The organism is Micromonospora sp. NBC_01638, assembly GCF_045209745.1.
In the GTDB taxonomy this organism is placed as follows: domain Bacteria; phylum Actinomycetota; class Actinomycetes; order Mycobacteriales; family Micromonosporaceae; genus Micromonospora.
Genome location: NZ_CP109273.1, coordinates 6,411,652 through 6,432,289, shown reverse-complemented (window position 1 = coordinate 6,432,289; position 20,638 = coordinate 6,411,652). Strand labels below are relative to the sequence as shown.

Here is a 20,638-nt window from a genome sequence, read left to right as displayed (position 1 = left end):
AACCATCGCTAACCGTCCATGAGAGGACACCATGAACATCCGTAGGAACCTCGCCGTCGTCGGCGCGGCACTCGCCATGACCACCTCCATCCTGAGCGTCGCGTCGCCGGCGTCGGCGGCGGCCCGGGACGGGGTCTGCGACAGCGGCGAGTTCTGCTACTACTACAACAGCAACTACGCTGGCTCGATCTCGGACTTCACTGCGTCGGTCGACGACTACGGCACGACTCAGCCGTCCTGCTACGACTTCAAGGGCGCGGGCGCAGGCAAGGGCCTGTGCATCAAGAACAACGCCGCGTCGGTGTGGAACCGCACCAGCAAGACCGTGAAGGTCTACTTCAACAGCGACTTCGGCGGAGCGAGCCAGTCGTTCGCGGCCGGGGCGAAGGCCAACCTCAACGCGACGCTGAAGAACAACAACGCCTCGCACGACATCGGCGGCTCGACGAGCTTCCCCGCCGACCCGCGCGCGGCCGAGGCTGTCGCGTTCGCGAAGGCGCGGCTCGGGCACACCGACTGGAACAACGAGTGCGAGCTGTTCGTCGAGCGGGCGTTCGGCACCAGCGGCCGGTTCCTCACGGCGCGCGCGCACTACGAGTGGCAGCGGGACAGCGGGCGCATTCACACCGGCTCGGTGCCGCCTGCCGGAACGGCGGTGTTCTTCACGTCCACCACGTCGGCCGGGCACGTCATGCTCTCCATCGGCGGCAACAGCGCCATCAGCACCGGACCGAGCGTCTACCAGACCAGCACGTTCCGGGACCGGTCGGACTACCTGGGCTGGGCCTACGTCCCGAGCGGCTGGTGACCCGGCATGCGCTCGCGCGTGCACTTGAGCAGCGCCCAGGCGGACTTCCAACACCTGCTCCACTTCGGCGGTCGCGGATGAACATCCTGAAGAGAGTTCCGGGCATTCTGGCCGTCCTGGCGGTGGCGCTCGCCGGCGTCGCGGTGGCGCCGGGCGTGGCGTCCGCCGCCGACCGCGACGGGAGCTGTGACAGCGGCGAGTTCTGCTACTACTACAACAGCAACCAGGCGGGCTCGGTCTCCGACTTCACCGACTCCCTGGACGACTACGGTACGACCCAACCGACCTGCTACGACTTCAAGGGAGCGGGCGCCGGTAAGGCCTTGTGCGTGAAGAACAACGCCGCGTCGGTGTGGAACCGTACCGGCAAGACCGTGCGGGTCTACTTCAACAGCAACTTCGCCGGTGCCAGCCAGGACTTCGCGGCCGGGGCGAAAGGCAACCTCAACGCCACCCTGAAGAACAACAACGCCTCGCACGAACTGCTGAGCGGGCCGACGGGCTGCAGCACGGACGGCACCAACAGCAAGCTGCCGAGCACCATCCTCGTCTACCGGGTCGGTCTCGGGCGCGTCGACCGGGTCGACTTCAAGACGTACGTCAAGAACGTCCTTCCGAACGAGTGGGTGACGAGTTGGCCGGACGCCTCGCTGGAGGCCGGTGCCGTAGCCGTCAAGAGCTACGGCTGGTACTGGGCGCTGCACTCGACCCGGAAGACTTCCGGCGGACAGTGCTACGACGTCCGTGACGACACCGCCGACCAGGTCTACCGGCCGTCGTCGGCGCAGGCGTCGACGTCCTCTGCGGTGGACCGCACCTGGTCAACCCGGATGACCCGGAGTGGCAACATCCTGCGGGCGCACTACTGCGCGACCACGACCGCGTGCGGTGGCTGGGTCGACGGGGACTGGCTGTCGCAGTACGGCTCGCGTGATCTCGCAAACGCGGGCAAGAACTACCAGGCGATTCTGCGCTACTACTACAGCGACGTGGCCCTTTCCTGACGTCACGCGCCAACCGCGCCGCCCGCCGCAGATCCGCGGCGGGCGGCGCACCGGTGGGTGCGGGCATCTCGCGAGGGTCTACGGAGATGGACGGCCGGGGCCGGCGCGTTCGCGATCGGCGAGTTGTCCCAGGAGTTGCTGCTGTCACGATCGCCGTGTTCGGCGATGGCCGTGGGATCTCGTAGGCTCCGACCAGTGGACAGCAGTCGGGGGCGGAACATGGCCGATATGTTGGATGCGGCGGAAGACGCTTCGCCGGTCGAGGCGGTCGAGGCGGTCACTCGTGAACTCGGTGTGGCGCTGGGGGCACGTACGGTCGCGTTTTTGATCGCGGACCTCAGCGGCCGGGCGCTGGTCCGGTTGGCGCACGTGCCGGTTGACGACGCCGGTGAGGTCCGTCGGCACGGTGATGAGGCACGGTGCTGCCCTTCGACGGCGGTCCCGCCGAGCAGGCGCTCCGCACCCAGTCGGTGCAGGTGGTGACGCAGTCGGACGGGTGGACGGTGTTGGCGCCGGTGACCGACCGCGGTGAGGCGATCGGCCTGCTGGAGATGGTCCTGGCGGACGAGCCCGGGCCGGGGGTGCTGAAGGAAATCGCCCGGACGGCGCACACCTTGGCGTACGTGGTGATCGCCAACCGGCGGTACACCGACCTTTTCGAGTGGGGGCAACGCACCACCCCGTTCACCCTGTCCGGGGAGATCCAGCGCCGCCTGCTGCCCTCTTCGTTCACGTGTGAGGGCAGTGCGTTCACCCTGTCCGGCTGGCTCGAACCCGCCGCCAGCATCGGCGGGGACACCTTCGACTACAGCATCGGTCGGGACGTGCTGCACTTCAGCGTCGCCGACGCGATGGGCCACGGGGTGGCCAGCGCGCTGACGGCCACCCTGGGCGTGGGCAGTCTGCGCAACAGCCGCCGTCGTTCGGCTGGTCTGGTGGAGCAGGCCGCCGCCGCGAACGCCGACGTGGCTGGACACGCCGCGGTGCCCGGCAGTTACATGACCGCGGTCCTCGGCCGTCTCGACCTGGGCACCGGGGTGTGCGCGTTGCTCAACGCCGGGCACGTGCCGCCACTGCTGGTACGCGACGGGCAAACCGAGGTGTTGCCGCTACCGGCCAACTTCCCTCTGGGCATGTTCCCCGAGGCTGATTACCGCGCCGGCGAGATCACGCTGCGGCCGGGCGACCGTCTGGTCGTGGTGACCGATGGCATGCGGGAGCGCGACGCCGCCAACCTGGATCTACCGGCCATGTTGCGGTCGATCACCGATTTGCACCCCCGCGAGGCTGTCCGGGCGCTGGCGGATGCCGTGCTGGAGGTCAGCGGACCAACTCTGCCTGACGACGCGACCCTGCTCATTCTCGACTGGCACAGCGGGCACAGCGAGGACCGGACTACCAGTGCGGGCGCGGACCAGGCGCGTGCCAGCGCCGCGCTGGCCGAATGACTACCGGCCTGTCACGTCGTCGGTCGACGGCGGGCCGGCTTCAGCCGCCTGCACGCTGTCGTAGACCTGGATGGCTCGATCCACTGACGTCACCGTCAGGACGCTGCGCACGGCGGGCTGCGCCGCGGCCAGGCTCAACCGACCGCCGACATCACGCAGCGTCTTGAACATCACCACCAGCGCGCCCAGCGCGCTGGAGTCCATGAACCCCACCTCGGCCAGATCCACGATCACCTGACGGTCACCGGCGTCAACCAACCGTTGCAGACTCTCGCGCAACTGCGGGGCAGTCGCCATGTCCAGCTCACCGCGCACCTCGAGCACGGTGCAATCCCGGCCCGGCCGGGCCGACAACAGCAGATCCACAACAACCCCTCCGCGCCGATGGTCCCGCTCACCCTATGCGCCGGGCGGGCGAACCGCCGCCGGACGTACGGCGAGCCGGTGCCTGACCGTTTCATCCCAGCGACGTCGGGTAGTGCTGATCACTGCCGGAGCATCCCGCCTTAGGGTGTGACGCAGTAGCCCGGCAGTTCACGCACGGACCGGGGGAGGGGCTGCGTAATGCGACTGAGCATGACGCTGTCGCTCCCGCGCGAGCCGTCCTCGGTGACCTGCGCCCGTCAGGTGCTCAACGCTCTGCTGAGCCTCACCGATGCCGCGGAGGACTCTCGTGGCCACCTCGCCGTGCTGATCACCGAGGCATGCGCCAACGCGGTGATACACGCCGATCCTGACAGCACCGTGGACATCACCATCATCGTCGACGACGACGTCTGCCTGATCGAGGTTGGCAACCGCGGCAGAACCCCCAGTGGGTCCGGACTCGCCGCCGACCTCCCCGCCCCGCTCACCGTCGGCGGCCGTGGACTGCCCCTGATCGCCGCACTCGCCGACAAGGCCGCCTTCATCCCCGGCCCACCGGACCAGGTGTTGCTCCGCATCACCAAACACCTCACCGACGTACGGCCGGCACCGGCCGGGTGATGCCGCCGGGACCTTCCTGGCAACCCTCGAGCGCAACGCGCCGCCGCAGAGAAAATCTATGTGCGAGGCACTAGACATCCTCTTCACCGTCGGCTAACGTTCCTGAGGTCGAGAACGAAGTAAACAAAGACGCTGACGTAACCGCCCCGCACGAGGGCGAAGGAGCAGTACGCACGAGACGTTTTCAGTGGTAACCGGACGTGATGCGCGGCCGGGCATGACAGCGGGTGGGGTCGATGCTGATTCAGGGCTGCACCCGAGGCAAGGACGGTTCGTCGTACGTGTCAGGGCCATGAAGTCGCGTGGGGCTCGGACACCGACGGACAGCACGGAGTACAACAGAGGAAATCAGAGGCAAGGGAGGGCATTACACCGTTGGATCGCCCGCCGTCAGCCGCAAGCGTGGGCTGGCGCGGACACCGTAGTTTCCCTCGAACGAGAGGTGGTCTCCGGTCACGCTTATGCGATCCTCGCACCCGATGCCTTCACTGAGGGCTGGTGCGGATACGACAAGCCGACGTTCCGTCGGTAGATGGTGTTCCTGACCCACAACCCTTGGGCCCCGGTGCTTCCGAGCACCGGGGCCCTCGTGATGGAGGTTCCATGACCCAATCAGGCGACATGCTCGACGACGAGGATTACCCCGCCTACACGATGGGCCGCGCCGCCGAGATCCTCGGCTGCTCGCAGGACTTCCTGCGCCGGCTCGGCGACGCGAAACTGATCGACCCGCAGCGTTCCGGTGGCGGGCACCGCCGCTACTCCCGCTACCAACTGCGGCTGGCCGCACGAGCCCGGGAGATGTGCGACCAGGGCACCGACATGGCGTCGGCCTGCCGCATCATCATTCTCGAGGACCAACTCGAAGAGGCCCTTCGACGCAACGAGCGACACCAGCAGAGCTGAGTGAACCCGCCCGGGGCGGCATACCCGAGCGCCACACGGTCCCACCCGTCAGGGCAGGGGCCGTTTGTCGTCCGCGGAGGGAGTAGCAGCCGGATCAAGGCGATGACCGCCGCACCCACGACAAGGGGCGGCCCCACGCCCAGGCCGCTGACCGGCATACCGGGGGCGGCTCAGCGGCCCGGTACCGGGGCCGATCGAGGCCGATCTGACGACGCTTGCACCGTAGCGCGCCACCAGCGGCGCGACGCCAGCGCGGCCAGCCCGGCGCCAGCGGTGTTGAGCAGTACGTCATCCACGGAGGACACCCGGTCCAGCTGCAGGACGTACTGCGCGGCCTCGACCAGGACCGAGCTGCCCGCCGCGAGCGTCAGGATCCGCGGCACCGACGCCAGCGCCGCGAACCGCAGCGGGGCGAGGAATCCCAGTGCCGCGAACACCAGCAGGTTGCCGACGACCTGGACGGTCGCTGTCAGTGGCCCCCCGTCGGCGAAGATCGTGACCAGGTCCCGCAGTGGTAGCAGGCTCACCCGACCGGGGACGGCACCGGCCCCTTCGCCCGGCAACATGATCATCCATACCCACGGCACCGTCCCGTAGACGATGCCGACCTCGGCCAGCGACTTCCGCCACGCCGAGGTGGTGCTGCCGGTGACGCTCCTACGGCATGCCAGAGACCACACCGCCAGGGCGGCAAACGGCAGTGCGGCCACCGTTATGAGTACCACGCCATTGAACGTGCCGAACCAGCCGTGCCACCCCTCGACCATGTCACCTCTGCTTCCATCCGACCGCGAAATCTACCGGGGCCTCGTCTTGATGATCAGGCGGGCTTCCGGCGTCGGCGCGACGAGCAGGCCGTCGCAGCCGCGCGGGTCGTACTAGCATTCGCCGATGGCCTTGCGACCGGACGAGTTCTATGACCACGCAGTCGCCGTCGCGGACGGCGAGCAGCGTCTCCCGTTGGCGCGCATGACGGGATGGGAGATCAGTCCATTCGAGCCGGACGGACTGCGCGTGGCACCGTTGCGCCCTCCAGTCCTCCCCGAGCCCGCGCGGCACGGAGAGGATCCGTCGGACTGCGACGCCTGCCGCGACCGGGACGAAGGAATCTGGCTCAACGACAACTGGCGGCTGGTCCGGATTCCGGGAGTGGGCGTCCCCCTGGTGCTCATGCTGCATCCGCGCGATCACTACGACATGGCGGATCTGCCTGACGATCTGGCCGCCGAACTGGGCCTCCTGAGCACTCGCATCGTCCGCCACATCCAGGCGCTGCCGCACATCTCGCGGGCCCACGTTTACCGCATCGGTGATGGTGGAGCCCACCTGCACGTCTGGTTCTTCGCTCGGCCCGAGGGGCAGGCCCAGTTGTACGGGTCGTGGCTGGTTGTCTGGGACGACCTGCTACCGGAGTACCCAGCGGACGTCGCGGAGGCTGATGCCGAAGTCGTGGCGGACGCGTTGGTCGCGTGCCACGGAGGCCACCGGTCACCCGCCAGCGCACCGGCCGCCTGACCGGGCTGATCCACCACCGAAGTCGAGAGGGAAACTCCTGCTTATCGCGCGCGGCGCGCCATCTCGCTGATCCAGATGGGCGCGAACGGAGACGTGCAGCCCGGGGACGTCGGATAGTCCTTCAGCACCTCCAGTCGTTCACCGATGTCGATCGCGCGGGCGCGGTGCTCGGCGTGCTCGATCCCGATCTGAGCCAGGCAGTGGTTCATCGCCCACTGCAGGCGATCCGGGGCGTTTTTCATCTCCGTCTCGATGACGTCGAGCAGCCCCGGGAGGTCGAGGCTCTCGGGCTTCTTCGTCACGCGTTCGGTGGTCAGCGCCCAGCCGGCACTCGCGACCACCGGGTCCGGATCGGCGGACCAGGCCAGGCACAGCTCTTCGGAGTGCGGGTTCTTCTTCACCACGTAGTTCACGAGCCAGTCGTGCACCTTGGGAACACGCGCCTCGCGCAGCATGACGTCCAACTCGTCGCGCTCGAACGCCTTCGGACGGCAGATCAGGATCGCCAGCAGTCTCGCTGCGGTGTCATTCGTCTGCCAGAGCTGGCACGCGAGATCCTGCTGTGTCTTCAGCCGCTTCGCGAGCGCGCGCAGCTTGCCGAGGTGCACCCCGTGATCGTCACCGCGTTTCTCGTTCACCTCGCGTGTCTTCGGGTCCTCGAGCGCGGCCAACTCGGCCATCACCTCGGCCACTGTCGTCTCGGTCAGCGTCGTCCCGGCCACCGCAGCCTCCTGCTTGTCGCGTGCGAGATGCAGCGTACGACGGAAGTCGGCTCTCCGATCCGGACCCGGCGGTGCGGTTCCAGGCCGCCGGACTGTCCCTTTCTCGCGATCTTGCACTTTCTGCCTCGACTTAGGGGGCATTCCACGCATCTCGGCGACCGAAACTGCAGATCGGCGCGGCGCGGCGTGGCGGGGCGCGCTCTGCCGATCGGCTTCACGAGGTGTTGCTTCAGCGGCGACGGTTGGTGACTTCGGCGGACAGCAGCGTGGGCCAGGGGGGACGTCCCCGTTGGCCGGCGGTATTCGCTACTCCCTCGATCATTCGCTGCGGCGTTCATCAATCGACTGGCTGTCATCTGATTTCGTCCGGGCTTGCGGAGGTCGGCGGTGTGTAGCCGAGTTCGTACGAAATCTGGTTCGCAGTCTCCAGTAGCAGCGGAAGCTTGCTCTTCAGTTGGTCGAGGCTTGCGATGACCTCGATCGCGGTGAGCGAGGCGGCGGCGATGACCGCCCCTCGCGAATCCCTGATCGGTGCGGCGACGCACATCACGTAGGCGTCGTGCTCGCCGTTGTCCGTGGTCCAGCCGCGTTCGCGGATGCGGGCGAGTTCGGCTTCGAGGGAGTCGTGATCGGCGAGGGTGGTGTCGGTGAACCTCTCGAAGACGACGTGGGAGAGGAGGCGGTTGCGTTCCTCTGGAGGTAGGTAGGCCAGGATCGTCTTGCCGACGGCGCTTGCGTAGATCGACACCGCGCGCCCTACCCGGGACGGCAGCTTGACGGCGTCGAACGCCGGGCTGTCGACCTTGTCGATGTAGATGATCTCGTCGCCGGTCAGTTGCGCCAGGTGCGCGGTGTGGCCGGTCTCGCGTTGCAGCGCACGTAGGTGCGCGGCGGCGAACTGGCGCAGGTCCATCGAGCCCAGCGCAAGCTCGGACAACTCGATCAGCCCGCTGCCGAGCACGTAGGTGCCCGCACCGGTGCGGCGCACGAAGCGCGCGGACTCCAGCGTCTGCAGGATCCGCAGGGCCGTGGACTTGTGGACGCCGAGCACGTCCGCGGCCTCGGTGAGGGACAGCGGGTGCTCCGCCGATCGGCGGATGAGGTCGATCGCGCGGCGAATCGATTGCGCCAAGGCTGTGTCCCTCCTCAGGCGACGGAGGCACAATCGCCGCCGTTGCACCATGTGCAATCTAGTCGCCGCGATGCGCAACCGCCACTTGACGCCGTTGCACATGACGCTACGATCGTTGCAATTTCATCCGACCGACGTCCACCTACGACATCCGTCCTCGGGACGAGCGGTCCTTCTTCAACCTGGAGAGCGGCTCATGACGGTGCCACGGCCCCGCGGACTGGCCGCAGACGCAGACTGGTTCGGGACCTCCGCGGAGGCGCTGCCGAACGACGCCGACGACGGCGTCCTCCTCGGCCGGATCTGGGACCCGTCCGTCGACGGCCCCTCACCCGTGACCGTCCGAGGCGGCGAGGTCATCGACATCAGCCACCGGTTCGCGACCGTCCGGGACATCTGCGAGCTGCCCGATCCCGCCGCTACCGTGGCCGGGCTCGACGGGCCACGGGTGGGCGGCTTCGAGGACATTCTGGCCAACACGGGTGCCGTGACCCGTGACCGTACCCGACCCTGGTTGCTCGCCCCGGTCGACCTTCAGGCGCTCAAGGCCGCCGGCGTGACCTTTGCCGTCTCGATGATCGAACGCGTCATCGAGGAACGGGCACGGGGAGACCTGGCGCTCGCGGCGGACATCCGTCGCCGGATGCTCGCCGACATCGGCGACGACCTGCACAGCCTGACTCCGGGCTCGGCAGAGGCGGAAGGGCTCAAGAATCTGCTGGTCGCCGAGGGCATCTGGAGCCAGTACCTGGAGGTGGGGATCGGACCGGACGCCGAGATCTTCACCAAGGGTCAGATCCTCTCCGCCGTCGGCACCGCTGTTCCGGTCGGCGTGCTCGCCGCGTCGACCTGGAACAACCCGGAACCCGAGGTCACGCTGATCATCCAGTCCAGTGGCCGGATCGTCGGCGCCACCCTCGGCAACGACGTGAACCTGCGGGATGTCGAGGGCCGCTCGGCGCTCCTGCTTCCCCTGGCGAAGGACAACAACGCCTCGTGTGCGCTCGGTCCGATGATCCGGCTCTTCGACGAGCGATTCGGCCTGGATCGGGTGCGCGAGCTCGAGGTCAGTCTGAAGGTCCGCGGTGTGGACGGCTTCCAGCTGGAGGCCGTCTCGGAGATGACGCGGATGTCGCGAGACCCGGAGGCGCTGGTGCGGCAGTTGATCGGCCCGCACCACCAGTATCCCGACGGTGCCGCGCTGATGCTCGGCACCATGTTCGCGCCCATCCAGGACCGGGACCGCCCCGGTGAGGGCTTCACCCACAAGGTCGACGACGTGGTGCGCATCAGCTGCCCGGCGCTCGGCACCCTGGTCAACCGGGTGCGCTACGCCGAGGAATGCGCGCCCTGGCAGTTCGGCGTCCGAGATCTCATGGGCAATCTGGTGAAGAGAGGACTGCTGTGAACGCGGTTAGCACGGTCGATCCGCGCGACGGCCAACGCCGCGCGACGGATCTCACGGAGACGGACGAGTCTCGGCTGGAGGTGATCGCCGGCCAGGCGTCCCAGGCCGCGCAGTGGCTGTCCGGCCTGGGGAGACTCGGCAGAGCGGAGATGCTGGACGCGATCGCCGCGTCCCTGGAGTCCCGTCGCGTGAACCTGGTCGCGGCTGCGGAGGCGGAGACCGGGCTGAGCCACGCGCGACTCGACCAGGAACTCACGCGGGCGGCGGTCCAGTTCCGGATGTTCGGCGACGTGCTGCGCGACGGAGGGTACGTCGAGGCGGCCATTGACCACGCTGCCGACACACCGCTCGGACGCGGCCCGGACCTGCGGCGGATGCTCGTACCCCTCGGGCCGGTCGCCGTCTTCGGGGCCAGCAACTTCCCGTTCGCCTTCTCGGTCGCCGGGGGCGACACCGCCTCCGCACTCGCAGCGGGTTGTCCCACGGTCCTGAAGGCCCACCCGTCGCACCCGCTGACGTCGCACGCCTCCGCCGACGCGATCCAGTCGGCCATCCGCGACATGGGTGGCCCCGAGGGTGTGATCACGACCGTGTACGGGGAGCAGGCCGGCCGCTCGCTGGTGCGCCACCCCACGGTCCGCGCCGCAGCCTTGACGGGCTCTGTCGGCGCCGCCCGCGCCATCCAGGCGGCCATCGACGAACGGCCTGACCCGATTCCCCTCTACGCCGAGCTGAGCAGCGTGAACCCGATCGTCGTCCTGCCCGGCGCGGCCGCTGACCGGGGAGACCGGATCGCCGAAGGGCTGTTCGCCTCCTTCACGGCTTCGGGTGGTCAGCTGTGCACCAAACCCGGGCTGGCGTTCATCCCGTCGGATCCGGGCGGTGAGCACCTGGTCGACGTGCTGCGGGGGAGCGTCGCCGCCTCGGGCGGCACGGTCCTGCTCAACGAGCGTATCCGTGACGCGTACGAGGACCAGGCTGCGGCGTTCGAGCGGGCCGGCGCCCGGGTCTCGGCGCGCTCCCAGGATGACCCTGGCGCGGGTTTCATCGCCGCGCCGAGGCTCCTGGAGGTCGGTCTACCCGGCCTGGCCGCCGAGATCGCCGACGAGTGCTTCGGCCCGCTCATGGTCGTGGTCCGTTATCAGGACGTCGCCGACCTCGACGCCGTGCTGGCGACCATCCCGCCGTCGCTGACCGGGTCCGTCCATCGTGGATCGAGTGACGACGCCGCAGTCGTGCGTCGGCTGGTCGACGTGCTCGCCGCCCACTCGGGTCGCATCGTCTTCGACGGGTATCCCACCGGTGTCCGTGTGTCGTGGGCCCAGCACCACGGCGGGCCCTGGCCGTCGACCAACGCCGTGCACACCTCGGTGGGCGCCACCTCGATCCGACGGTTCCTTCGCCCGCTGGCATGGCAGGACGCTCCGGAATGGATCCTTCCCGAGGAACTGCGAGACGGGTACACCGCCATTCCCCGGCGAGTCGACGGGAGGTTGGAATCAGCGGTGGAATAGCCGTGCCGGTAGGGCATTTAATTGCGAATTGATCCCGGACGGATCGGTGCGCCGTTCGCCGCACCATCGATTCCTGAGCACGGGCGGGACTGCCCCGGCCGCTCACCCCTGGTGACAGCCAGGAGTGAGCGGCCGGAGCGTGCCCGTCGTCGAACCTGCGGCGAGGTGACGAGCGGGGGGTGGCCACGCCTGCTGCGGCTCGGCCGCACCGGACGACTCGGCGTTGCCCCGCGCCAGCGCCGGTCGGCGGTTCGTCAGTCGTTCACGGGGTCGCTTCCGTGGCCTGCATCCGCAGCATGGTCCAGGACGCGGGCGGAAGCGTCAGCCGGACGCCGGCGTCGGCCTGCTGCGCCGTGCCGTTGGGACGTGGCGCGGCGTGGTCCGGGCCGGCGGGCGTGTTCCGGGCGTCGAGGTCGGTGCCGCCGATGGTGACGCACTCGATGATCCCGCTCACCCGGGCACCGCTGACGTCGACCGTCACCTCGGCAGGGATGGCGGTGACACGGTTGACGAGGAACACGGCCATCTCGCCGGTGGTGTCGTCCCAGGTCGAGACCGCGTCGACCGCGTCGACCTCACCGTAGCGGTCGGTGGTCGTCGTGCTGCCCTCACGGAGCACGTCGAGCACGGTTCCCCGGGCGTGCCTGGCGGTGCGGGCGAAGGGGTGGAAGATGCTCTGGCGCCAGGCCGAGCCCCCGGGTTCGGTCATGATCGGCGCGATGACGTTGACCAGTTGGGCCTGGCATGCGGCGGTCACCCGGTCGCTGTGCCGGAGCAGGCTGATGAGCAGGCCACCCACGACGACGGCGTCGGCCACGCTGTAGTGATCCTCCAGCAGTGGCGGCGCGACCGGCCAGTCCTCGCCACTCGGCGGCGTGGACGGGGCAGCGGACTGGTACCAGACGTTCCACTCGTCGAACGCGATCATGATCTTCTTGGTCGACCTGCGGATCGCCCCGACCGAGTCGGCGATGGCGGTGACGGAGTCGATGTACCTGTCCATGTCCTCCGCGGAGGCGAGGAAGCTGGGCAGGTCGTCGTCGACCGGCTGATAGTAGGCGTGCAGCGAGATCAGATCGATGTCGTCGTACGCCTCGGTGAGCACGTCGCGTTCCCAGGTGCCGAACGTGGGCATGCCGAGGTGTGACGAGCCGCAGGCGATCAATTCGAGCGTGGGATCGAAACGACGCATGGCCGTCGCGGTCTGTGCGGCGAGGCGCCCGTACTCGGTTGCGGTCCGCGCACCCACCTGCCACGGGCCGTCCATCTCGTTGCCGAGGCACCACAATCTGATCCCGTACGGGTCGCCCGCGCCGTTGTCCCGGCGCCGGTCGGCGAGGTGACTCCCACTGCGGTGATTGGCGTACTCGAGCAGGTCGACGGCCTCGGCGGTGCCGCGGGTGCCGAGGTTCACCGCCATGATCGGATCGACGCCCGCCTTGCCGACCCAGCGCATGAACTCGTCGAGCCCGAACGCGTTGGTCTCCAGGCTGTGCCAGGCGAGGTCGAGCCTGGCTGGTCGTTGGTCGACCGGGCCGACGCCGTCCTCCCACCGATAGGAGGAGACGAAATTGCCGCCCGGGTAGCGGACCGTGGTGACGCCCAACTCCCGCACGAGCGCGAGAACGTCGCCCCGGAAGCCGTCCGCGTCGGCCGTCGGATGCCCCGGCTCGTAAATGCCGGTGTAGACACAGCGACCCAGATGCTCCACGAACGAGCCGAAGATCCGGCGCGACACCGGCGCGACGCGGCGGCGTGGGTCCAGGAACAAGCGTGCCGTGTTCACGACAGGTCCCCGCTGACCGTCGACTCGGCCTCGGCAGGCCGGCCCCGCCAGGACCGGGCGGGCAGCCGGTAGGGGAGTGGACTTTCGGTGCCGGTCAGGTGCGCCGGCGCTCCGTTGGGGTGGGTGTTCAGGGCGGGCTCCTTCGTGCGAGGTCCCGACGTCGAGATCTCCGCCGCGGCGCCTGGACCGAGGGGTGGTGGGGTCGGTGCGAGCTCTGGACAACACGATGACCATCGATTACGTTCACGATCTATGTAAACGTTACCGATTACGTTTACGATAGGGGACGCGATGCCCGTGATCAATGTCTGCGCCGAGCGGCCTGCGCCATGCCACCTCCACACACGATCGGGTGTCTCGCTCCCGTGCACGCCTCGGTGCCGCCGCTTCCCTGCCCGCCCTCCTGCCGACGCTGGGCTGAGATGACGGCCCGAAACCGATCCTGACGATGGTGCCCACTCGTTGTCAGCGGGTCGAACCAGCGCAGGAATCGCACTCCACATGGGCCACCGAGAGTGACAGTCGTCAGCGTGTCCACGACGGCGACTGATGATGAGCCGTGCCCTCGAAAGCATCCCGGTGGGACCCCTTCTTGGAGTCGCATGAGGGCGAAAGGGCCTTGTCTTTGTTAACGCTCTCAGTTACGTTGGCAACCTCCTGGAAACGTAACCGATAACGATTGCAGCTCAGAGGGAGCGGCATGATCGAGGTCAATGTGCCGGTAACAATGAGCGATGTTGCCCGGGTCGCCGGCGTTTCCACCGCCACCGTCTCTCGGGTGGTCAATGGGCATTACGGCGTCAGCGCTCGCACGATCGCCCAGGTCCGTTCCGCCATCGAGCAGCTCGGCTACGAGTCGAGTCTGGTGGCCACGAGCCTCCGGCGCAGCCGCACCAATGTTCTGGGCCTCGTGACGCACAGCTTCCAGTCGTACACGGCGGAGGTGCTCAAGGGGGTGATGAAGGCTCTGAGTCGCTCGGGCTTCGATCTGATCATCTACGCCAACAGTGACCTCTACGGGTCGTATTCGGAGGGCTGGGAGCAGCGGCATCTCACCCGCCTGTCGGGCACCCTCACCGACGGGTGCATCGTGGTCACGCCCTGGGGTGAGGTGCGGAGCCGGACGCCGGTCGTGGCTATTGACCCGGTGAAAGGCTCGATGGCGCCCTCGGTGACGGCCGACAACCTCGCGGGCGCCACCACCGCGGTCGAGCACCTGCTCGGCCTGGGCCACCGGCGCATCGGATTCATCGCGGGCCGCTCCAGCCTGGCGGCGGCCTGGTCGCGGGAGGAGGGATACCGGGCGGCGCTGACCGCCGCCGGCGTCCCGATCGACCCGACGTTGATCGGCAGAGGTGATTTCAACCCCGAGTCGGCAGCTCCGTTGGCGCGCGCCCTGTTGCAACGCATCGACCCGCCGACGGCGATCTTCGCGTCGAGCGACGGCATGGCCCTCAAGGTCCTGGAGGTCGCCAGGGAGTTGGGGCTCTCCGTCCCCGCGGACCTGTCCGTCGTCGGGTTCGACAACATTCCGGAATCGGCGTTGACCGAGCCTGGTCTGACCACTGTGGACCAATCGATGTATCAGCTCGGATATGAAGCAGCTCGCATGCTGAAGTCACTGGTGACCGACGAATGGGAGGGGCCGCACCAGGTAGTGCTCCCAACCAGCCTCGTGGTCCGCCGCTCGACCGCGCCACATCGAGCGATCACGTCAGGTGCACCCGTGGCGAAACCGTGAAGGAGGTGCGGACACAGACCCACGGCGAAGTCCACCGATGAGTTGAGCCGGTCAGTCGGGTCGCGTCCGCTGCCGGCGCAGGAAAGGAGTGGAGCGTGACAACCGCAACGTACCACGGGCGCTTACGTCGATCGGGCGTGCGTCGGCTCCCGGCGGCATTCGCCATCGGAGTCATGGCAGTCGCGGCGGTTCTACTCGCACCGCAAGCGGCGGCGGCGGCCACGCCGTGGCTGGACGTCTCCCAGGACCGCTACGCCTCGTTCACCGTCCCGGCCGCGTACGTCCAGGAGCACGTGGGCACGGTGTCGCAGGTCGTCGTCGAGGGAAACTTCGGTCCCTCCTCCACGTTGGCGGAATTCGGTCTGACCCGCCGTGGTGACGTGTGGTCGGGCATTCTCGGCCCGCTCAAGCCCGGGCTGTACCACTACCAGGTGACCGCCGACGACACCAAGAGCCTCAAGGATCCGACGAACAGCACCAGTGTGGCGTCCAACCCGCTCTGGAGCACTGTCCTCGTCCCAGGTGACTCGGCGCGTTGGCTGGCGGACGCACCGCCGGGAACCGGCGGCAAGGTCGAGACGCTGACCTACCGGACCAGAAGCGGGCAGCGATCGGCCCTGGTCTGGACACCGCCGGGGTACGCGGCCAAGGGTCCCAAGGGTTACCCGGCGCTCTTCCTGCAGTCGGGCGAGGGCGCAGCCACCACCGACTGGCTCGACCTCGGGCGAGCCAAGCAGATCTTCGACAACCTCTCGGCCCAGGGCGCCATGAAGCCGATGGTGGTCGTGATCAACGATGACAAGGGCTCGGACGACAAGGAGCTGAAGGATCTCCGGAAGGCGGTCGCCAACAGCTACCGGGTCCTCCGCGACCCGGCGCACCAGGCGATCGCGGGCGTGTCCGACGGCGCAACGCAGGCGGTGCGGGCCGCGCTCACCAACGCGGGTCCGTTCGCCTACGTCGGCTGGTTTTCGGGCGACTCGGCCCCGAAGTCGACCGGAAAAACGCCAAGTCGATCAACCGCACCGTCAGCTTGCTGCGTCTCTACACGGGGAACGTGACCGACCCCGCGCACAACGCCACCCACCGACTGATGAAGGCGTTGGGTCGAGCCGATGTCACGTTCGAGTTCGACGGGGTCAACCCGGACGGCGGCGCCAACTGGACCACCTGGCAGGAGAACCTGGTCGACTTCGTGCCGCGGCTGTTCCGTCATGTGTCTGACCACGGCCCGAGCCCCGGGCACCGGCAGCTGAAGGGGGAGTTCGCCCCGCCGCCGGCCGGCACCACCCCGACGCCCTTCGTCACCGAGGACGGGTTCGTCACCTTCGAGACCACCACGGACTTCAAGGACGCTCAGCACGTCACCGTGTGGGCGAACTGGGCGCCGGGCGGCAGTTGGCTGCGCGTGCCACTTACTCGCGATGGCGATCGGTGGCGAGCGACCGTGGGACCGCTGGATCCCTGGTTCTACTACTACCGGCTGATCGTGGACCGGGTCGCCGTCAAGGACACCTCGAACCCGACGACGGTGACCTCCGAACCAATGTGGAGCACCTTTTTCGTTCCGGGACCGGGCGCCCGGCTGCTGTCGGACGTGCCTGCGGGTCGGGGCGGGAAGGTCGAGAGTGTGACCTATCGCAGCACGGTGGCAGGCCAGGACCGCACCGCGCTGGTGTGGACCCCACCCGGGTACGACCCGGGCCGGACACAGCCGTACCCGGTCCTCTATCTCCAGCACGGCAGCGGCCAGAGCTACACGGACTGGGTCGAGATGGGACGCGCCAAGCAGATTCTCGACCATCAGTTCCTCGACGGCGACCTGGTGCCCATGGTGGTCGTGATGGGCAACGGCAACTCGTCCAACTTCAACAGGGAACTGCTGGAGAATATCGTGCCGACGGCTCGTGCCCGCTACAACATCTCGAGCGAGCCGTCACAGCAGGCCCTCGCCGGCCTGTCGATGGGCGGTGGGCAGGCGCTGGGGGTGCTCCGGGCCTACCCGGGCGAGTTCGCCTACGTCGCGGCCCTCTCCGCCGGGTTCGGTAGCGGCACCGGTGTCGATGTGGAGGCGATCAACAACGGGACCAGGATGCTACGTCTCTACGTCGGCGACCAGACCGACTTCGTGTACCCGAGTTTCATGGCATCCCTGACCACGTTGAACAACCTCGGTATCCGTTACGAGTTCGACGGGGTGACCCCTGGCCCGCACGGCTGGGACGTGTGGCAGAAGAACCTCATCGACCTGGCGCCGCGTCTGTTCAGGCGTTAGGCGCCCTGCCCAGGCGACGCCAGCGGACGTCCCACCTCCACCCATCGTCGGCCGATCGCCCAGGTCTCGATGTCGGCGCATGGATCCTCGCGCACCGCGATCCCCGAAGGGAATCACCACTATGAAGAGGAAGCGATTACTTGCCACGGTAGCCATGCTCGCGGCCGGGACCGGCCTCGTCGCCTGCTCCTCCGACGAGGGCGGAAGCGACGCGAGCAACTGCACGAACACCATCACCAAGCAGAATCTGCCGGTCGTGACGATGTGGGGCTGGTACCCCAACACCCAGCTGGTTGTCGACAACTTCAACAAGCTGCACGACGACGTGCAGGTCTGCTGGACCAACGTCGGGCAGGGCGGCGACGAGTACGACAAGTTCCAGACGGCCATCTCGGCGGGCACCGGCGCGCCCGACGTGATCATGGTCGAGGCGGACCGGATCCCGACCTTCCAGATCCAGGGCGCGCTCGTCGACATCAAGCAGTACGGCTACGACGCGGTCAAGGCCAACTACGGCGAGGGCGCCTGGAAGGACGTGTCGGTCGGCGACGCGGTCTACGGCGTCCCGGTCGACGGTGGCCCGATGGGCATGATCTACCGGAAGGACATCTTCGACAAGTACAAGATCACCCCGCCGAAGACCTGGGCCGAGTACGAGCAGGCCGCGCAGAAGGTGAAGGACGCCGGTGGCCCGCTGTTCGGGGATCTCGGCGCGAACGTTCCGGCGGTCCTGATGGCGCTGCAGATCCAGAAGGGCGCCGCGCCCTTCACCTTCGATCCGGCGCAGCCGAAGTCGATCGGCGTGAAGCTCAACGACCAGGCGTCCAAGGACGTGCTGGACTACTGGGGCGGCCTCGCCAAAAAGGGCCTGGTCGGTACGCAGGACCAGTTCACCCCGGAGTACATCTCCGGCGTGATCAACGGCAACTACGCGACGTACATCTCGGCGGCGTGGGCGCCCGGCTACCTCACGGGCGCGGGCGTCGGTAAGGGCCAGGACACCGGCAAGTTCGCGGTGGCGCCGCTGCCACAGTGGGATCCGGCCAACCCGGTGCAGGTGAACTGGGGCGGGTCGGCCTTCTCCGTGACCAAGCAGGCGAAGAAGCCGGACCTCGCGGCGAAGGTCGCCTACGGGCTCTACGCCGACAAGGAGTCGCTCACCGACGGCTGGACCAACCAGATCATCTTCCCGCTGAACCTCACGGCGCTCAAGGATCCCGCGTTCATCGACCTGAAGGTGGCGTTCTTCGACGGCCAGCAGGCGAACAGAGAGGTCTACCTCCCCGCCGCCGAGGCCTACAAGGGTGTCGCCTACGCGCCCTTCGGTCAGTACTACCTCGACGCCATGACGAAGCAGGTCAGCGAGGTCATCAAGGGCTCCGTCACCGGATCACAGGCTGCCGACAAGCTCCAGGACGACGTAGCGAAGTACGCCAAGGAACAAGGATTCACCGTTCAGTGACCGAACAGGTGGGCCGCGCCGTCCCCGGGCGGCCGGCCCACCCTTTACCGTCGGCGTCCACGTCCCGGAGACCAAGATGACATCCCTGACCGAGGAGCGCGCTCCGCGTGCTCAAGATGCGAAGCCAAGGATCCGCGGCAAGGTGCACCTCCGTGAGCACCTGATGGGGTGGCTCTTCGTCGGGCCATTCGGGGTCGTCTTCCTGGCGTTCCTCATCGCGCCGCTGGGATACGCGCTGTACCTCAGCCTGTTTCAGAAGAAGCTCATCGGCGGCACCAGCTTCGTCCTCTTCGACAACTACGTGAAGGCGTTCACCGACCCGAGTTTCCTGTCCGGGGTGTGGTTCGTCATCCGCTTCTCGCTCGTCGCCATCCCGCTGCAGATCGTCATCGCGCTCGCGATGGCCCTCATCCTGGACGCGGTGACCTCGCTGTTCGCTCGCTTCTCCCGCCTCATGATCTTCCTCCCCTACGCCATTCCCACGGTCATCGGGGCAGTGATGTGGGGTTTCCTCTACAGCAAGGGCTTCGGCCCGCTCACCGACATCTTCGGGTTGTTCGGCGCCACCGCACCCGACTTCCTGAGCAGCAGCCTGATCTTCTACGGCCTGCTCAACGTCGTCACCTGGCAGTGGGTCGGCTACTACATGATCATCTTGTACGCGGCGCTGCAGGGAGTCGACACGACGCTCTACGAGGCCGCCCGCATGGACGGCGCCGGACGATGGCAGATCGCGCTGCGGATCAAGATTCCGCTGATCGCGCCCGCGCTGATCCTGATCCTGGTCTTCTCGCTCATCGGCACCCTGCAGTTCTTCAACGAACCGCAGATCCTGCGGTATCTCGCCGCCGGCACGATCGGGTCGGATTTCACACCCAACATGTACGCGTACCAGCAGGCGTTCTCACTCGCCAACTTCAACTATGGATCGGCGATCTCGTTCGCCCTCGGTGGAGTCGTGTTCATCTGCGTGTACGCATTCCTGTTCTTCACCCGCAAGCGGAGGAGCTTCCTCTGATGGCCAACCGCACCAGCGTCAGCGCAGGCTCCCGTCGACCGCAACGCTATCTTCCTCTGCAGATCCTGCTCGGTTTCATGGTGATCTACTTTCTCGTACCGTTCTGGTGGGTCATCGTCAACAGCTCCAAGGACGCACCGGGCCTGTTCGGAGGCGGCAACACGCTGTGGTTCTCCGACCAGATTGACTACCTCGGGAACCTCAAGCAGCTCTTCACCTACGACGGTGGCATCTACGCCCGGTGGATCCTCAACTCCACGCTGTACGCGCTCGCCGGCGGAATCGGCGCCACGGTCCTGTCGGTCATGGCCGGCTACGGGTTCGCCAAGTACCGTTTCGCCGCCAGGCGCTTCAGCTTCGCCGTCGTGCTCGGCGCGTTGATGGTGCCCGCCACGGCCCTGGTCATCCCGACCTTCATCATGTTCTCCCGGCTCGGCCTGACGAACACGGTCTGGGCGGTGATCCTTCCGTCGCTGCTCAACCCGTTCGGTGTCTACCTGATGCACGTGTACGCGCGCGACGCGGTCCCCGACGAACTGCTGGACGCGGCGCGGGTCGATGGCGCGGGAGAAATGCGTACGTTCCTCCAGATCGCTCTCCCACTGATGCGCCCCGCGGTGGTCACCGTGCTGCTCCTGTCCGCCGTGGCATCCTGGAACAACTACTTCCTGCCCCTGGCGATGCTCTCCGACAACCGGCTCTTTCCCGTCACCGTCGGCCTCGGTCTCTGGCAGGGAATCGCTTCCGCGAACAACGCGGGAGGCACGTCCCTGTGGAGCCTCATCATCCTGGGCTCGCTCGTGTCGGTGCTCCCACTGATCATCGCGTTCTTCAGCCTGCAACGACACTGGCGCGGCGGCCTGTCCGTCGGAGGCCTCCGGTAGGTCGCGCTCATGCCACCAGCCAAACCAC

The 20,638-nt window shown here is 67.6% G+C and carries 19 protein-coding genes; 14 read left to right on the top strand and 5 right to left on the bottom strand.

The annotated features are described in order from the left end of the window. Positions 1–31: 31 nt before the first annotated feature. The 3 genes from OG811_RS30000 (at position 32) to OG811_RS29990 (ending at position 3,260) form a co-directional block, all read left to right on the top strand. Entirely contained in the window at positions 32–808 is a 777-nt protein-coding gene (locus OG811_RS30000) for a peptidase inhibitor family I36 protein (protein ID WP_406070545.1), read from the top strand. Between the two features lie 77 nt (positions 809–885). Further along, entirely contained in the window at positions 886–1,812 is a 927-nt protein-coding gene (locus tag OG811_RS29995; protein ID WP_406070543.1) for a SpoIID/LytB domain-containing protein, read from the top strand. A 419-nt stretch (positions 1,813–2,231) separates the two neighbouring features. Continuing rightward, positions 2,232–3,260 carry a PP2C family protein-serine/threonine phosphatase gene (locus OG811_RS29990; protein ID WP_406070541.1) on the top strand — a complete coding sequence of 343 codons (1,029 nt, stop codon included), beginning with the start codon at positions 2,232–2,234 and terminating at the stop codon, positions 3,258–3,260. On the opposite strand, the gene OG811_RS29985 is transcribed toward OG811_RS29990, so the two are convergent. Then, a complete protein-coding gene (locus tag OG811_RS29985) occupies positions 3,261–3,626 on the bottom strand; it encodes an STAS domain-containing protein (RefSeq protein WP_406070539.1) in 366 nt (121 codons plus the stop codon). It lies immediately after the preceding gene. Between the two features lie 198 nt (positions 3,627–3,824). Here OG811_RS29985 and OG811_RS29980 point away from each other — a divergent pair, with 198 nt between their 5' ends. Then, complete coding sequence (locus OG811_RS29980; RefSeq protein WP_406070537.1) at positions 3,825–4,247, top strand: ATP-binding protein; 423 nt, start codon at positions 3,825–3,827, stop codon at positions 4,245–4,247. Between the two features lie 603 nt (positions 4,248–4,850). Next, positions 4,851–5,153: a MerR family transcriptional regulator gene (locus tag OG811_RS29975; protein WP_272612109.1), complete on the top strand. Its 303-nt coding sequence runs from the start codon at positions 4,851–4,853 to the stop codon at positions 5,151–5,153. A gap of 170 nt (positions 5,154–5,323) precedes the next feature. Here the strand turns inward: OG811_RS29975 and OG811_RS29970 are convergent, their stop codons facing one another. Further along, on the bottom strand, positions 5,324–5,920 hold the full coding sequence (locus tag OG811_RS29970) for a VanZ family protein (protein ID WP_406070535.1): 597 nt from the start codon (positions 5,918–5,920) through the stop codon (positions 5,324–5,326). Positions 5,921–6,044: 124 nt separating this feature from the next. Between OG811_RS29970 and OG811_RS29965 the strand changes: the two genes are divergently transcribed. Next, complete coding sequence (locus OG811_RS29965; RefSeq protein ID WP_406070534.1) at positions 6,045–6,668, top strand: hypothetical protein; 624 nt, start codon at positions 6,045–6,047, stop codon at positions 6,666–6,668. Positions 6,669–6,709: 41 nt separating this feature from the next. Here the strand turns inward: OG811_RS29965 and OG811_RS29960 are convergent, their stop codons facing one another. Together OG811_RS29960 and OG811_RS29955 are read right to left on the bottom strand one after the other, a co-directional pair. Next, positions 6,710–7,348, bottom strand: a complete 639-nt coding sequence (locus OG811_RS29960; protein WP_406075980.1) for a DNA alkylation repair protein — start codon at positions 7,346–7,348, stop codon at positions 6,710–6,712. Between the two features lie 394 nt (positions 7,349–7,742). Then, positions 7,743–8,624, bottom strand: coding sequence for an IclR family transcriptional regulator (locus OG811_RS29955; RefSeq protein ID WP_406070532.1), 882 nt, complete (start codon positions 8,622–8,624; stop codon positions 7,743–7,745). 94 nt (positions 8,625–8,718) lie between these two features. Between OG811_RS29955 and OG811_RS29950 the strand changes: the two genes are divergently transcribed. Both OG811_RS29950 and OG811_RS29945 read left to right on the top strand, forming a co-directional pair. Beyond that, entirely contained in the window at positions 8,719–9,930 is a 1,212-nt protein-coding gene (locus OG811_RS29950; RefSeq protein WP_406070531.1) for a fumarylacetoacetate hydrolase family protein, read from the top strand. Continuing rightward, entirely contained in the window at positions 9,927–11,444 is a 1,518-nt protein-coding gene (locus tag OG811_RS29945; RefSeq protein ID WP_406070529.1) for an aldehyde dehydrogenase family protein, read from the top strand. Before OG811_RS29950 ends, OG811_RS29945 begins: the two co-directional genes overlap by 4 nt. 262 nt (positions 11,445–11,706) lie before the next feature. Here the strand turns inward: OG811_RS29945 and OG811_RS29940 are convergent, their stop codons facing one another. Next, positions 11,707–13,230, bottom strand: a complete 1,524-nt coding sequence (locus tag OG811_RS29940) for an alpha-N-arabinofuranosidase (protein ID WP_406070527.1) — start codon at positions 13,228–13,230, stop codon at positions 11,707–11,709. Positions 13,231–13,930: 700 nt separating this feature from the next. Between OG811_RS29940 and OG811_RS29935 the strand changes: the two genes are divergently transcribed. From OG811_RS29935 to OG811_RS29910, 6 genes are all read left to right on the top strand, one after another. Beyond that, the gene (locus tag OG811_RS29935) at positions 13,931–14,971 is read left to right on the top strand and encodes a LacI family DNA-binding transcriptional regulator (protein WP_406070525.1); all 1,041 of its coding nucleotides are present in this window, start codon (positions 13,931–13,933) and stop codon (positions 14,969–14,971) included. Between the two features lie 173 nt (positions 14,972–15,144). Continuing rightward, positions 15,145–16,032, top strand: coding sequence for an alpha/beta hydrolase-fold protein (locus OG811_RS29930; protein WP_406070523.1), 888 nt, complete (start codon positions 15,145–15,147; stop codon positions 16,030–16,032). Beyond that, positions 16,029–17,246 (top strand): alpha/beta hydrolase-fold protein, encoded by a 1,218-nt coding sequence (locus OG811_RS29925; RefSeq protein WP_406070521.1) that lies wholly within the window; start codon positions 16,029–16,031, stop codon positions 17,244–17,246. The genes OG811_RS29930 and OG811_RS29925 overlap by 4 nt, the downstream gene beginning before the upstream one ends. A 154-nt stretch (positions 17,247–17,400) precedes the next feature. Next, positions 17,401–18,708, top strand: coding sequence for an ABC transporter substrate-binding protein (locus OG811_RS29920; RefSeq protein ID WP_406070520.1), 1,308 nt, complete (start codon positions 17,401–17,403; stop codon positions 18,706–18,708). Between the two features lie 76 nt (positions 18,709–18,784). After that, positions 18,785–19,726, top strand: coding sequence for a carbohydrate ABC transporter permease (locus OG811_RS29915; protein ID WP_406070519.1), 942 nt, complete (start codon positions 18,785–18,787; stop codon positions 19,724–19,726). Next, positions 19,726–20,610 carry a carbohydrate ABC transporter permease gene (locus OG811_RS29910; protein WP_406070518.1) on the top strand — a complete coding sequence of 295 codons (885 nt, stop codon included), beginning with the start codon at positions 19,726–19,728 and terminating at the stop codon, positions 20,608–20,610. Before OG811_RS29915 ends, OG811_RS29910 begins: the two co-directional genes overlap by 1 nt. Positions 20,611–20,638 lie beyond the last annotated feature (28 nt).